Source organism: Sulfobacillus thermotolerans (assembly GCF_039623705.1).
In the GTDB taxonomy this organism is placed as follows: domain Bacteria; phylum Bacillota; class Sulfobacillia; order Sulfobacillales; family Sulfobacillaceae; genus Sulfobacillus; species Sulfobacillus thermotolerans.
Genome location: NZ_CP133983.1, coordinates 1,180,923 through 1,195,412, shown reverse-complemented (window position 1 = coordinate 1,195,412; position 14,490 = coordinate 1,180,923). Strand labels below are relative to the sequence as shown.

Sequence of the window (14,490 nt, the reverse complement as noted above, 5' to 3'; positions counted from 1 at the left end):
CTCATGCTCTGGTCTATTCGTCCGTTAACTCCGGTTCGGCCGGCAAGCCCAAATGCAAATATGCCCGGCGGGTTAGAATGCGCCCACGTGGCGTACGTTGTAAAAATCCCTGTTGCAGCAAATAGGGCTCGACGACTTCTTCAATTGTGCCGCTTTCTTCTCCGACCGCAGCCGACAAGGTTTCTAGGCCCACCGGGCCGCCATGATAGCGTTCCGCAATCGACACCAACAGGCGCCGATCCACTTGATCGAGCCCCATCGGATCGACGGCCAATAGTTCCAATGCCTCGGTAGCTAGGACAAGCGAAACCTGTCCGTCTCCCCGCACCTGCGCATAATCCCGAATCCGCTTTAGCAACCGATTGGCAATGCGAGGCGTGCCCCGGCTCCGCCGCGCAATCTCATAGGCCGCATCCGGATGCATAGGAATCCCTAAAACCCGCGCAGAACGGTCCACAATGTGAGCGAGCTCTTCGGGATGATAGAAATCGAGATGCAACAGCACCCCAAAACGGTCCCGCAACGGCGACGCCAACATGCCAGGCCGCGTCGTCGCCCCAACTAAGGTGAACCGGGGCAAGTCGAGACGGACCGACCGCGCCCCAGGTCCTTTTCCCAAGACCAAATCCAGGGCAAAATCTTCCATGGCCGGGTACAGCACTTCTTCAACGGGACGGGACAGACGGTGGATTTCATCAATAAACAACACTTCGCGATCATCAATATTCGTTAAAATGGAGGCGAGATCGCCGGGTCGTTCAATCGCCGGCCCCGATGTATAGCGGATGCCGACGCCGAGTTCGTTGGCAATAATATGGGCCAGTGTGGTTTTTCCCAAACCCGGCGGGCCGTATAACAACACATGGTCCAACGGCTCTTTGCGTGCTAGACTCGCTTCGATAAAGATGGACAGTTTCTCTTTGAGTTCCTCTTGGCCGATATACTCCTTGAGCCGATCGGGGCGCAGTGTCCCTTCTGTCTCAGCCTCTGCCCCCGAATGACCAGAGACTACCCGGTCTTGCATCGTCCTTGCCCCCTTTATCGCCTGTCAAGCGTACGCAATGCCTCACGAATCCGGTCAGCCAAATCTCCTTCGGCCGCCGTTTGCCGAGACGCCGCCTGGGCTTCCTCCAAGGAATAGCCAAGAGCCATTAACGCTTCCCCCACGTCATCGAGTTTGACCGAGCGGGGCAAAGATGGCCCAGCGTTCGGAGAGTGGCGGCGGGGCTTGTTCTGCCATTTTCCCGAAAGCTCCAACAAAATACGCTGGGCCAATTTGGCTCCCACTCCTGGCGCATCCTTGATGGTTTGCCATTGTTCTTGAGAAATCGCCTCTTCCAGGCCATCGACGCCTAGTACCCCGAGCACGGATAAGGCGGTCTTAATGCCCATGCCCCCCACCGCAATCAGGTCCAAAAACGTTTCCCGCTCCTCGACCTCCAAAAAGCCAATCAACCGCCAATTGTCTTCTCGCACCACCAAGTGGGTATAGAGATGGACGGGGTTTTGGACGTCCGGCAGTGCTGCCAAGGCCCGTTTCGACATATCCACCCGAAATCCAATACCGTGAACATCCACCACACACGCATCGTCATCTTTGTGGACAATTTTGCCGGTTAGTTCGCTTATCATCGCAGCACCTCCCGGAATTTCACCCATTCCAACCCCGTCATCGCAATCGCTAACGCATCGGCGACATCGTCGGGCTTGGGCACGGCCTCCAGATGCAACAACCGCGTGACCATCATCTGCACTTGGTGCTTGTCGGCCCGGCCATAGCCGGCCACTGTTTGCTTCACTTCCGCCGGTGAGATTTCGACAATAGGAATATTGCGCTGGCTCAAGGCCAAGAGCACCACCCCACGTGCCTGTCCCACCGCCAAGGCCGTTTTCGTGTTTTGCCCAAAAAAAAGTTTCTCCACCGCCCCATATTCCGGCTGATACCGGTCAATCACAGCGATGAGCCCCTCATACAGATGTTTTAGGCGCTCGGGTGCGGACAACGTGGAGGAAGTCAGCACAGCCCCGTAATCATGGGCCAAGGGCTCATGGCGCACTTTGTCAATAATGCCCCACCCGCATATGGCCGTGCCCGGGTCAATTCCTAACATCCGCATAACACACCCGCTTCCACAATGTCCCTGCGCTGCTTATAGCGTCTTGCTTTGTTAAATACCACAGCGGCAGGGAAAAATCCTCTATTTTTTGTCAGGACATATGTTCTATGCGACTTTAGGGCATGCGCTGCGTTTATGCCAAGAAGGAAAAATACGCCATTGTTCTCCCCACCTATGGGGTGAAAGACTTCTGGCGCCCGTCTATGAAAAGCGGCTTACTGGGGCGTAAGCCCCAGTCACGCTTGGGTCTCACAAAAAACCCTTATTAGGCTTCGTCCATCTCAAAGTCTTCTGGGAACTCCGCGTTAAAGAAGACTTTTTCGACATCATCATGGTCTTCTAGTAAATCAATCAGGTCTAACAGTTTGTGGGCATCGTCACTGCTCACTTCGGTCGTCGTTTTCGGCAATTGCACTAATTCCACATCATCCACTTTAATGCCTTGGCTTTCAAACGATTCCCGCACCTGATCCAGCACATCAGGAGCCGTGAGGACGACAAATTCCCCGTCTTCTCGGCGCAAATCGTCTGCCCCCGCCTCAATCGCCACATCGAGCAATTCCTCTTCGCTCTTGTTCGTCTCGGTAATGGTCAGTCGACCTTTGGACTCAAACATCCAGGCCACACAGCCTGTTTCCCCCAAAGCCCCTCCATGACGGGAAAAAATATGCCGCACTTCTCCCGCGGTGCGGTTACGGTTGTCCGTCAAGATTTGCAAGTAAACCGCCACACCGCCGGGCCCATAGCCCTCGTAGACCACTTCTTCGTAGTGCACGCCCTCTTCCTGACCGGTAGCCCGCCTAATGGCCCGGTCAATATTGGCTTGAGGCAAGTTGTTGTCTTTCGCTTTTTGGATAGCCAAGCGCAAGCGGAAATTCGTATCGGGATTGCCGCCTCCTCGCTTCGCCGCCGCCATAATCTCTTTGGTTAGGCGCGAGAAGACGGTCCCCTTCACCGCGTCCACTTTGGCCTTTTTGCGTTTAATATTGGCCCACTTCGAATGCCCCGACATCGTGCAGTCCTCCTTAAAAACAAGTACCGTCTCCTATTGTCTTTACGCCTCATTCAAAATGGCGAGTGATTGGCATGCGCCTGTCCCGCCCAAACGCCCGCGGAGTCACTTTAATCCCTACGGGAGCTTGACGCCTCTTGTATTCATTACGGTTCACCAACTTAACAACCAGATCTACAAGAGCCGGGTTTAAGTCACGGGCCTTTAACGCCTCCGGAGACAAGTCTTCTTCAATATAACCCTCTAAGATCTGATCTAATATATCATAAGGCGGCAAGCTATCTTCGTCCTTTTGATTAGGCCGCAACTCAGCACTCGGCGGCTTTGATATCACGCGCTTGGGGATACGCGTCCGCTCCTGATTGAGCCACCGCGCCAGGCGAAATACTTGGGTCTTTAGCACATCTTTCAATACAGCAAATCCCCCTGCCATATCTCCATAAAGAGTGCTATACCCCGTGGCCATTTCGCTTTTGTTTCCCGTGGTCAACACCAGCCAACCAAATTTATTCGACAACGCCATCAACAAAGTGCCGCGAATTCGTGCTTGGAGATTCTCTTCGGTTAAATCCAAAGCACGCCCCGCAAACACCGGCCCCAACTCATCCAAAAACGCCGTCATAATATCCTGAATCCCTAGCTCCCATGTCGCAATACCTAAATTCTTGGCAACCGCCAATGCGTCTTCCCGGCTCTCCGTCGACGTAATGATTGACGGCATCAACACCCCATGCACTCGCTCACTGCCTAAAGCATCCACAGCAATCGCCGCCGTCAAAGCGGAGTCAATGCCGCCTGACAAGCCAATGACTACGTCCTGAAAATGATTCTTCTCGACATAATCCGCGACCCCTAACACGAGAGCCTGATAAAGTTCGGCATCGTCTTCTAAAACCGGCGTACACGTGAGGTCATAGCGTGGAGCATCTAAATGGCCCAAGGAGCCTATGCGGACAACCCCTACCTGGTCAGAGACTGGGCCCAAGCGCCATCTTGGGTCGATAAATCGCCGGTGCTGACTAGGCGTCGCGTGCAGGGTCAACGACAATTCGTCTTCGTCAAAAGCGCGCGCTCTGGCGAGCACCTGGCCGTCGGGCCCAAATACCGCACTTTGCCCATCAAACACTAATTCGTCTTGCGCTCCCACCAAATTCGTCCACAGCAGATATGAGGCCACGTCATCCGCACGCGTAGCTAACATCCGTTCCCTGGCCGCCCGTTTTCCCCGAGAATAAGGTGATGCACTGATGTTGATTAAAAGATTGGCCCCTTGCCGCGCTTGATCTAAGTACGGACCGTCGGGATACCAGACGTCTTCACAGATGGATACCCCAATTTTCCAGGCGCCCGCATCAATAATTTCCGTCTCACGCCCCGGCGTAAAATATCTCGCCTCATCAAATACCCCATAATTGGGCAAATACTGTTTTTGCACCCGCGTCACCCAAGTCCCTTCGTGCGCCACCACCGCTGCGTTGAACAAGCCCCCATCGGCATAAGCATAGCCAAAAATCGCCATCAGTCCTTGCGAATGCCTGACCATTTCATCACAAGCCTGTTGCAGGGTTTCAAGAAAGTCTGCACGAAACAGCAAGTCTTCCGGCGGATATCCTGCAAGCGCCAATTCTGGGAACACGACGACATCGATGTGATCGCGCCGGGCCCGCTCCATGGCGGACAGCATACGCTGTAAATTTCCTGCGACGTCGCCCACCACACTATTCATTTGCACCAGACGCACATTGAGTTGCGTCATGCTTCCATCTCCCCCGATGCTAAAGTCCGCAACCATTGCGTCATGGCCAAACCCATCGCCACCATCGTCTGACCGCCTTCACCGCTCACAGGAATCACAAGGTCTGGACAACGCCCACTTGAGGCTATAAGACGAAGATTCATAGAGGTCTTGACGGCGGGCCTCTCTTTGACCTCTAAACCGGCGGCGCGCAAATAGCGAGCAGCCCACTCACTCCACGGGTCTGGCCCCGTCAGCCACACTGTTTCCGAGAGCAGGCGCAACTGTCCATCATAGCCAATCTCATCCATCAATATTTGGCGAGAAAACTTTTCAATCGTCCGGTTATCGAGCTCCATGCGTGCATTGCACCGCCTTCATGCCAATTTTCGTTACGGCTCCTTGCACCCCATCGACTAAAAATAGACCCTGTGGCCAATACTGGACATCGTCAGGATGCTCCCGCCACAACTCCCACAACGTCACCGCTTGGCCGGCCACAGCAAGTGTCAAAGTTCCTAACACCCCCGCTTCAAAGCACCGAGGACCTTGCTGCAATGTGCCAAATAAACAAAAAAGACACTGCGTCTTAGGAGAAAGCAGTGCAGACATCCCTTCCGCGCGAAGCGCCGAGGAGAAAATCCAGGGAGCACCGGTCTGAAACGACCATTGTTGAATGGCCATGCGCGCAGGCCAATTATCCGAGGCATCAAAAACGATATCGCAACCCGCTAATAAACGGGCCGCGTTGTCGTCCGTCAACGCCTCAACCCGCGCCGACAAACGCTCTGGCGCATAGCGCACAAGACATTTTGCTTTAAAGTCGCCAATATCCGTCTCGTTGAACCATGGCTGCCTAGGCAAATTGGACAAGGCGATGCGGTCGGCATCAATCACCCGTAACTCTTCGATCACCGGATCATGCGCCAACTGCATCGCCAGTGGCGATCCAATCGCGCCGCCCCCCACTATGGCTGCTCGCACTGTCCGCTCCCTCCATTTCCTCCCCGCTCAGCTCACGCTTTCATGCATCGCCCCAGTTCCTCTTTGGCTTCTGGTGTCCATAAATCCACCATATCATCCACATAACGCGAGGTGCGCACAAAGGTCTCATCATCCGATTGCCATAATGGAAACGGCAATAAGGCCGGATAGTTGGTAATAAACAAGCTGAGATCCGGAATGACGGCTAACGCATCAGCCCAAGCCTGACGCGCATCTGTCAGTTGTCCTTGAAGAAAATGTGCCAGTCCCACACTGTAAAATGCTTCGGGATAACGTGACAAGCTTTGTTGAAAACATTCTACAGCTTCTGTCGGACGATTCGCGCGTAGCTGCAGCATGCCCAGCAAGTAATAGCCATCTTGACCTATCGCCTCGGTATCCCAAGCAAGCGTTGGTGATGCGGCAAATCCTCCTGCGCTTGCGCAATAGCCATCTGAAACAATTCTTGCGCTTGTTCGAAATCGCCCCACGACAAATAGACCTGACCCAGGCCGTTTAAAGCATCTGCACGGTAAGGGTCGAGTTCAAGAGCCCGTCGAAAATGAACTTCTGCATTTTCCAGTTGGCCTTGCTCCATCTCTTGCCATCCTAACCGCTCTTCATCTTGCGCTACCATGCCCTCACTCCTTACACCGTAAACCGGTAATACCGGCGTCGGCCAATACGCATCCATGACCCCGCAGCGATGCTCAGGACATCTGTCACCGCTAAGCGATTGCCATCCAGCACCACGGCTCCTTGCTGCAATAACCGCCGTGCTTCTTGTTTGCTAGGCACATCGGGCATCGCTGCCACACACTCAATCGCCGACACCTGCCATGGATTGCTAGGCATCGCCACCGAAGGCATGTCCTCGGGCACTTGATGCTCGCGAAACTTGCGGTCAAAAGCCTCTTGTGCTGCCACCGCTGCGTCCTCGCCCGCAAATCGCGTCACCAGCCGTTTCGCTAAATCGGCCTTCACATCACGTGGATTCTCACTTTGCACCCGTTCTTCCCATACCGTGCGATTTTCTCCTAAGAGCAGCATGGCCCACCGGGTAATCAAGGTGTCGGGAATGGACATGATTTTGCCGTACATCTCCTCGGGGGGTTCACTGATGCCGACATAGTTCCCCAAACTTTTTCCCATGCGTCGAACGCCGTCGGTGCCTTCTAAAATCGGCAAGAAAATTCCGACCTCCGGCTCCAACCCATAGGCTTCTTGAATTTGACGGGCCGTCATGATATTGAATCGCTGATCGGTGCCGCCCAGTTCCACATCCGCCTTTAATGCTACGGAATCATAGCCCTGCATCAGGGGGTAGAGAAGTTCATGAAAATAGATGGGCACATGTTCAGTAAACCGATTATGAAAATCGTCTCGTTCTAACAAACGGGCAATCGTCATTTGACCCATGAGCCGAATCGTGTCGGCCAGCTGCATCGGCTCCAGCCATTCACTGTTGTAGCGTAAAGTCAGCCGGTCTGCATCTAAGATTTTGCGCGCCTGTTCAATATAAGTGGCGGCAAAAGCCTTGACTTCATCCGCCGTCAGTTGCTTGCGCGTAGCCGCGCGGTCTGTCGGATCTCCAATGCGGCCCGTCATGTCACCAATCAAAAAGACCACGGTATGGCCCAGTTCCTGGAATTGGCGGAGTTTCTCGATGACTACCGTATGCCCCAGGTGAATGTCAGGGGCCGTCGGATCTACCCCCAGCTTAACCGTCAAAGGGCGCCCCGTCGCCTGCGATTTCTCTAATTTCTCTTTGAGCAACGCGGGACTGACGACGTCATCGGTGCCGCTGATAAGCCAGTCCAATTGTTTATGAATGTCTTGCAAACCCAATCCTCCCTATTATCCTGCCGAGAGTATATCATACTGATAGATTGCCTAAAAATCTTACTCTCGGTCTCCCAACGTCGCGACCGTTACGCCGTCGCCCCCTTCACCGCGCTCGCCCAGTCGGTAGGTGCTGACCCTAGGGTCAGCCTTTAACAGCTGTCCAACAGCCTTGCGCAACACCCCGGTGCCTTTGCCGTGAATAATCCGGACTTGAAAGGCTCCGGCCAAGACCGCGTCATCGAGGTATTTGTCCACCACATCCACCATCTCATCGACCGTCATCCCGCGCACATCACACTCCATGTGAAGATTTTGCGCTTTGGCCGACGACAGCCCTTGATGGCGACCCGGCGATTTTCTCGTTCGCCCCGGTTGCGGAGCCTTAGCGGCCTCTAAATCCCCAACGGGCACCTTGACTCTCAGCGCCCCCACTTCGACCAACGCCACCTTGCCGTTGACCTCCAGGACCTGCCCAAGCCCTTCAAAGTCGCGCACGTGAACATAATCTCCTGCCTGCCAATGCCCTTCGGGACGCGCTTTCGTCGTTTCTAACTCTTGGGGCAAAATGCCCCGCCGCCGCCAAGTATCCCGCAAAGCCTCCACAGCGCGCGCCTGGTCTGGTCCTTGTTGATGGCGCACTTCTAAAATGGCTTCGGTCATCTGATCATGCAACTGGTCCAGTTCATGCCGCCACTGATCGCGAATCCGGCGCATTTCCTTTTCCCGTGTGTCAAGCCATTTGCGCCGCTCTTGTTCCAAGGCCAAGGTTTGGGCCGCTAAGGCGTCCGCTTGTTCGCGCACTTGCTGTTTGGCAGCACGCAACTCCATTTGCAAGTGATTGGCTTCTTCAATCGCTCGAAAAGGTGGACAAATTTTGCTCAATGCTCTGCTCATCGCCAATATCCACCCATATCCGGTCAAAGAGCGGAATCGTTGTCCCTGCGCGGCACGGCACCATCATACCGGCCAAAGCCAGACTCACAATCAAGCCGGTCGTTCTCAGCGCGACGGTCTTGCCTCCCGTATTGGGACCCGTAATAATTAAAATATGACGGGACTTGGCTAATGACAAATCGAGCGGGACCGGGTCTTCAATCAAGGGATGTCGGCCCTCGATAATCTGTAAATCTTCCCCGCCGATAATGGGCAGAACTGCCCCGGAGTGCTGGCCGTAGCGGACAATCCCCAACAGTTCATCAAGCCAAGCCAATGTCTGTTCTGTCACCACACAGTCATCGGCCACACTTCCGACCGTGCGGGACAACTCCGCGAGCAAGTGGCGAATTTCTTCATCTTCTTGATTGCGCAGTTCTGTCAATTGATTTTGTTTCTGCACAACCGGCATGGGCTCCACAAATACCGTTTGCCCACTAGATGACCGGTCATGCACAATTCCTGGCACTTGATTACGAAACATCGCCTTGACGGGCACCACACGGCGTCCAAATCGTAGGGTGACTACGGGATCTTGCAAAAACTCGGCCCAATGCCCCGAATGAATAATCCCATCGAGCAGGCGGTCAATCTCCGCCTCCGATTGTCTGATTTCACGGCGAATTTTTTGTAAAACAGGACTGGCGTGGTCCTTTACCTGTCCATGCTCGTCTAATATGCGAAAGATAGCCTGCGCGACGTAACCTAAGGACGGCAAGCGGGCAATGCGCTGTGCCAATAACGGCATGTCTTGATCATTTGTCCACGTACTAACCGCCTCGGCAACCTTCAGCGTCACCCCAATCCCTAACAATTCTTCGGGGTTCAACATTCCGCCTTTTTGCGCCCGCCGCACCAAATCCTTTAGAGGAATGGCGCCTTTGAGGGAGATCTCCAGCGTCTCGGCGTCACGCACCAGTCGCATGACTTCTTGCAAGGCATCATGCCGTTGGCGCAACGCAGCCTCGCTCAAATACCCCGCGTTGACAATGCGCTCATGGCCCATGGGCGTATCCGTCCAGGCGGCGACTTGCTGAAGCACGGCAGGAAACTGGACTAAATCGAGACTGATCCGCAGCCGGCTGTCCGCTATGGTATCAAGAGTGTTCACGTGCCCCTGCCTTTCTCTTCTCTAAAGATCTGTTAAACTCTTGCGTATGCACCTTTGGATTATAGCACCTGAAAAGGCCACTGCGTTTGCAGTGGCCTTTTCCCTGTCCCCAATCACGGTGTCTTATTCTTCACGCTGCGGTTACTACGCCACTGTTCTTGCATCGCCCGGACAAGTTCTTCATTTTGCTCTTGAAGATGGTACAAATCTTCCGCCATGTTCAAAAGCGCCAAGACAGCAATGCGGGAAATCCCAAGATGCGGATTTTTGGCGGCCAGAACCCGCAGGCGGCCATCCACATGGTGCGCGAGTGCCTGAATCACATCTTTGGGCAGGTCTCCTTTGAGAGAATACTCCTCGCCATAAATGGTCACGGTCGTCCGAATGGGTTCTGTCACACGCCTGCCTCCCTTGATTATTCTGTCTTTCTCCTCCTCTCGACAATACCGCTTTTTTCCTGTGCTGTCACGCCATAATCAGGCATTATTGGCGTATTTTTACACCGTAAGGGTCCAGCGACGACAGAATTTGCTGAATCGCGCGATCGACGTCCTCTTCCGTCAAGGTGACCTCGTCGGGTTGGAAGACAAAGCGCAAGGTCCATGATTCACCAAATGCACCCACATAATGGTCGATAGGCGTCATGCGGCGCAAAGCCGGTAGGGCCAGAGCGTTGACCACATCCACGATTTGCTGGTAGGCGATATTGGCTGGAACCACCAAGGACAAATCTCGCACGGCTTCGGGCAGACGTAAGGGCCTATGCATTTGGGAAGACACGGCGGCCGAAGACGGCAGAAGGTCGAGCCGCATGACCCAAACCGCTAGACGTTTGGCATGATAGCGCTGGGCTATGCGCGGTCGCACTTCGCCTAGATACCCGCACACCGTGCCGTTGCGATTCGTTAGTGCTAACGTCCGTCCGGGATGCAAATACGCTGGCGGCTCCTCGACCTGGCGCCATGTCAAGCCCATATCAGCGCGCACATTGACCCATTCCATCACGCCTTTCAAATCCAACACATGAGGGGCTTCAGGATGGGGATAAGCAGGTTGTCCCTCCAGGGTTTGGACAACGGCCAGCTCCGCTATCTCTTGACACCCGTCCGCATGCGATTGATAGACGGGCGCAATTTCGAACAGGCGTAGGGCTAGTCCCCGCCGGGCGCGGTTCGCCTCAACCGTTTCGAGCAGGCCCGGAAGCAATGACGTGCGCAAAATCCGCTCTTCGTCGCGCAAGGGATTACGCACGACAACCGCATCTGAGACCGTCATTTCTGCCCGGGCTAACCGCTCCGGTGACGTAAACGAACGCGTCACAACTTCCCAATATCCCGCCTCAGCCAGCAAATTCTTTAAAAATTCCAGGTACGCTTCGTGGCTGTTTTTTTGACCGGGTACGGCAGGCGCCAGAAACACCGAGGGCTTAATGGTTTCTAAGCCATACAGCCTTGCCACTTCTTCGGCTAAATCGTGACTGCCACTAACGTCGTGACGCGCATGAGGAATCACGACGTCGCCTGCAGCTGTCACGCCAAACCCCAGCCGTTCTAACCCTTGACGCAATTTGTCATCGGCCCAGTCGACCCCCAATAAACGCCGAATCTTGTCCGGTTCAAAGACAATTTGGCGAGCCGGGGCAATACGCCCCACCACTTGGCTCGGCCCAGTAGCCACAAAGAGTCCGGCCTCTTGTAACAATGCACGGTAGCGGTCTGGGGCGGTGTACACCGCCAAGGGGTCCGTGCCTTTGCCAAAATGCAGTGCCGCATCGGAAAAAATTTGATGCCGACGCATGGTTTGGAAAATGCGCGAGGAATCAAAATGCGCCGCCTCCAACAACACATGGCGCGTCTTTGAAGAAATCGCCGACCGGGTGCCGCCCATGACGCCTGCTAGGGCCAGTGCACCCACATCGTCCGCAATCACTAAGTCCTCAGGCCCTAATGTGCGCTCTTCCCCATCCAAAGTCTCAAGCCGCTCACCCGGATGCGCCAGACGCACGGTAATAGAGCCCTGGACGGTATCGCGGTCAAAGGCATGGAGCGGTTGGCCTATATCCCACAGCAAAAAGTTCGTGATATCTACGGCCGGAAAAATCACACGCTGGCCAATGGCGCGCAACAAGACTTGCATCCACAAAGGTGTTGGCGCGTCCGGTTGAATCTGAAATGCTACAAGCCCATAGAGCGGACAGTCATGAAGATCTAAAACGCGCGCCAACGCATCTTCCCCGTATTCAAAACCGCGACTGTGTTCGGTCAACGGCAAAGACAATGCGGCCGCCAATTCGCGAGCAATGGCCTGCATGCTTTGACCAAAGACGGCTAAATTGGGTGTGAGCTCCAACTCAAAGACGGTGTCTTGACCGCCAATGACGTCAATAAAGTGCGTCCCAAGCGGTTCGGGCCCTGACCAAATCCATAAATCTTGAGGCCCTTGGTCAAATCCCAATTCTTCCGCTGACAGCAACATGCCTGGTGAAAGGATGCCGCGCATGCGAACCGCTTCCAATACACGGCCGTCAACCAGTTCGGTCCCCACAGGCGCATACCAGACGCGGTCTCCAACAAATCCATTGGAAGCCCCCGTGACAATGTCAATCGTGCTGCCGTCACCGCGCCTGACGCTGACCACCGACAAATGGTCGGCATCAGGATGCTTCACCCGCTGAACGACTTCCACCAGTTCCACGGGTTCGTACCACCGTCCCCAAGCCTCCATCTGCGCCACTTCCCACCCCATTTGCGTCAGGGTGTCGGCTACCTTCGCCGGCGCTGGCAAATCCGGAACATAGCGAGTTAACCACCGGTAACTAACTTTCATAACCCAGGCCTCCCTATGTACGTCTGAAATTGAGAGAGAAACTGCATGTCGTTTTGATAGAGCAACCGCAAATCATCAATACCAAAAAGACGCATGGCTAACCGTTCAATTCCTAATCCAAAGGCAAATCCCGTCACCACGTCGGGGTCATACCCCCCGTTGCGCAACACAGTGGGATGAACCATGCCCGACCCCAAAATTTCCACCCAGCCGGTGCCCTTGCACACGCGACAGCCTGTCCCCCCACAAGCCGCGCACGTGACGTCCATTTCCACCGACGGTTCGGTAAAAGGAAAATATGACGGGCGGAATCGGGTTTTGATCTCACTCCCTAACAGTTCTAGCGCCATCGCCGTCAACGTGCCTTTGAGATCTGCCAAAGTAATGCCGTGATCAATCACTAATCCCTCAACTTGGAAAAACATCGGAACATGGGTCGCGTCATCATCGCGGCGAAAAACGCGGCCGGGCGCAATAATTTTCACGGGCAACGAGCCCTGATATTTTTGCATGGCCCGAATTTGCACCGGCGAGGTATGTGTGCGCAAGACCCTGTCCGGACAGTTGGTAAAAAATCCAGGATGTGTCCTTTGGCTGTTGATAACGGCACCGGCCGGCAAACCCTACTGTAAAGTTCAAGTTTGCACTCCCCAGCGAATATCGACCGCCTGCAGATCCGTTCCCACCAATACCCGGATTCTCTGCGCTGCAGGGATGGCTGACATGTTCTGGATCATCGCTTACTGTCTTTTATTTTCCGGTTATTGTATCATAACCGGCGGAACTGGCAAAACAAGCGAGCAGCCGCATTAATACGGGTGATCCATAGACGCCGGAAATCACCTTTACGCTTCTTGCGGTGCTGATAGGCATACCACAATGAATGCATAACCGCTTCGTTTGCCGGTTTAAAATGACGGGAACGTGCACCCCGGTAACCCCGTGCCATCTTTAAAATCTTTTTGTGACGGCGATGTCTCACCATCCCATGTTTTACCCGAGCCATCTTCCAAACCCCTCCACAACAATTAGTTTACCCCAAGGCCACTTACTTGCCGTTGGGCAACAAACGCTTTGCACGGTGGTAATCCGCATGAGACAACAGAACCCCTTGGCGCAACCGGCGTTTTTGCGACGGTGACTTGTGCTCGAGCAAGTGACTCTTGCCGGCACGGTTCCGCGCGACTTTCCCTTTCCCGGTAATCATGAGGCGCTTGGCGGCTCCACGATGTGTCTTCATCTTTGGCATGCGTTACACTCCCTTTTTCGGCGCTAAAATCATTATCATGCTACCGACTCCCAAATACAGAAATCCATTGTTAATCCATCATAGTTTTTTTTTCCCTCCTTCGAATGCTTTCTTGGTGGTCCAAACAAAAAAGGGCGGATCACTCCGCCCAAATACAGAAACCACGTTCCATCAACCCTTTGGGTCCAAACCGGAGGGTGAGAAGCTGATGCTTCTGCTTTGTTCGGCATATGCAGTAATATTGTAAGCGAAAAGCCTTACCCCCGTCAATCACAAAGATGCTACTCACCCAATGCTCTGGGATCTCTTGGCGTGTTGGCATGGCATGAATCTCAGCCATTTTGTGCACTAGCAATTGGGAGGACGCATCTTTAACCCAACGCCGGTCCCAAGTCGGTTCCGGATCGCCATCCTTGGATTTCGACCGTGTAGTGCGACACCAGAGGTACAGTGCTGTCGCGGGTAATGAGTTATATCGCCTGCGGATTTTCTTGAACACCGGATGTCCGCCCAGTTTTTGAAAGAACGACTGCTCAAGTTCTTTCCGCACTTGAGGCTTTCTCGCAAATAAACGGTCATACCAGCGTCGCGTTGCCCGCTCACTCTATCTTAAACAGCACAAGGAGGCTCATCTCCTATTGAGACGAGCCTCCTTGGTGAACATGCTGAGCACAAAGG

Annotated in this window: 15 protein-coding genes and 2 pseudogenes; all 17 read right to left on the bottom strand. The window is 54.2% G+C overall.

The window, feature by feature from the left end; translation table 11 throughout:
• Positions 1 to 13: 13 nt before the first annotated feature.
• Positions 14 to 1,024: a Holliday junction branch migration DNA helicase RuvB gene (ruvB, locus tag ORD20_RS06090; protein WP_103376536.1), complete on the bottom strand. Its 1,011-nt coding sequence runs from the start codon at positions 1,022 to 1,024 to the stop codon at positions 14 to 16.
• A 14-nt stretch (positions 1,025 to 1,038) separates the two neighbouring features.
• Positions 1,039 to 1,632, bottom strand: a complete 594-nt coding sequence (ruvA, locus tag ORD20_RS06085) for a Holliday junction branch migration protein RuvA (RefSeq protein ID WP_103376537.1) — start codon at positions 1,630 to 1,632, stop codon at positions 1,039 to 1,041.
• Entirely contained in the window at positions 1,629 to 2,117 is a 489-nt protein-coding gene (gene ruvC, locus ORD20_RS06080; RefSeq protein WP_103376538.1) for a crossover junction endodeoxyribonuclease RuvC, read from the bottom strand. The genes ruvA and ruvC overlap by 4 nt, the downstream gene beginning before the upstream one ends.
• A 265-nt stretch (positions 2,118 to 2,382) precedes the next feature.
• The gene (locus ORD20_RS06075; protein ID WP_103376539.1) at positions 2,383 to 3,129 is read right to left on the bottom strand and encodes a YebC/PmpR family DNA-binding transcriptional regulator; all 747 of its coding nucleotides are present in this window, start codon (positions 3,127 to 3,129) and stop codon (positions 2,383 to 2,385) included.
• 49 nt (positions 3,130 to 3,178) lie between these two features.
• Positions 3,179 to 4,885 (bottom strand): NAD+ synthase, encoded by a 1,707-nt coding sequence (locus ORD20_RS06070; protein WP_103376540.1) that lies wholly within the window; start codon positions 4,883 to 4,885, stop codon positions 3,179 to 3,181.
• On the bottom strand, positions 4,882 to 5,223 hold the full coding sequence (locus ORD20_RS06065) for a hypothetical protein (RefSeq protein ID WP_103376541.1): 342 nt from the start codon (positions 5,221 to 5,223) through the stop codon (positions 4,882 to 4,884). Before ORD20_RS06065 ends, ORD20_RS06070 begins: the two co-directional genes overlap by 4 nt.
• The gene (locus ORD20_RS06060) at positions 5,210 to 5,848 is read right to left on the bottom strand and encodes a HesA/MoeB/ThiF family protein (RefSeq protein WP_103376542.1); all 639 of its coding nucleotides are present in this window, start codon (positions 5,846 to 5,848) and stop codon (positions 5,210 to 5,212) included. Before ORD20_RS06060 ends, ORD20_RS06065 begins: the two co-directional genes overlap by 14 nt.
• Positions 5,849 to 5,880: 32 nt before the next feature.
• Positions 5,881 to 6,216 (bottom strand): tetratricopeptide repeat protein, encoded by a 336-nt coding sequence (locus ORD20_RS06055; protein WP_430626604.1) that lies wholly within the window; start codon positions 6,214 to 6,216, stop codon positions 5,881 to 5,883.
• A 17-nt stretch (positions 6,217 to 6,233) separates the two neighbouring features.
• A complete protein-coding gene (locus tag ORD20_RS06050; protein ID WP_430626603.1) occupies positions 6,234 to 6,485 on the bottom strand; it encodes a tetratricopeptide repeat protein in 252 nt (83 codons plus the stop codon).
• An 11-nt stretch (positions 6,486 to 6,496) separates the two neighbouring features.
• Positions 6,497 to 7,690, bottom strand: a complete 1,194-nt coding sequence (gene tyrS / locus ORD20_RS06045) for a tyrosine--tRNA ligase (RefSeq protein ID WP_103376544.1) — start codon at positions 7,688 to 7,690, stop codon at positions 6,497 to 6,499.
• A gap of 60 nt (positions 7,691 to 7,750) precedes the next feature.
• Positions 7,751 to 8,587: a Smr/MutS family protein gene (locus tag ORD20_RS06040; protein ID WP_430626602.1), complete on the bottom strand. Its 837-nt coding sequence runs from the start codon at positions 8,585 to 8,587 to the stop codon at positions 7,751 to 7,753.
• Positions 8,541 to 9,737 (bottom strand): MutS-related protein, encoded by a 1,197-nt coding sequence (locus tag ORD20_RS06035; RefSeq protein WP_430626601.1) that lies wholly within the window; start codon positions 9,735 to 9,737, stop codon positions 8,541 to 8,543. Before ORD20_RS06035 ends, ORD20_RS06040 begins: the two co-directional genes overlap by 47 nt.
• Positions 9,738 to 9,850: 113 nt before the next feature.
• Positions 9,851 to 10,135, bottom strand: a complete 285-nt coding sequence (locus tag ORD20_RS06030; RefSeq protein ID WP_103376546.1) for a cell division protein ZapA — start codon at positions 10,133 to 10,135, stop codon at positions 9,851 to 9,853.
• An 85-nt stretch (positions 10,136 to 10,220) separates the two neighbouring features.
• Complete coding sequence (gene pheT, locus ORD20_RS06025) at positions 10,221 to 12,563, bottom strand: phenylalanine--tRNA ligase subunit beta (protein WP_103376547.1); 2,343 nt, start codon at positions 12,561 to 12,563, stop codon at positions 10,221 to 10,223.
• A pseudogene (locus tag ORD20_RS06020) lies at positions 12,560 to 13,123 on the bottom strand (phenylalanine--tRNA ligase subunit alpha); the annotation flags it as partial. The gene pheT and the pseudogene ORD20_RS06020, both read right to left, overlap by 4 nt.
• A gap of 233 nt (positions 13,124 to 13,356) precedes the next feature.
• A pseudogene (gene rplT, locus ORD20_RS06015) lies at positions 13,357 to 13,569 on the bottom strand (50S ribosomal protein L20); the annotation flags it as partial.
• A 42-nt stretch (positions 13,570 to 13,611) separates the two neighbouring features.
• A complete protein-coding gene (gene rpmI / locus ORD20_RS06010) occupies positions 13,612 to 13,812 on the bottom strand; it encodes a 50S ribosomal protein L35 (protein WP_103376550.1) in 201 nt (66 codons plus the stop codon).
• Positions 13,813 to 14,490: the final 678 nt, after the last annotated feature.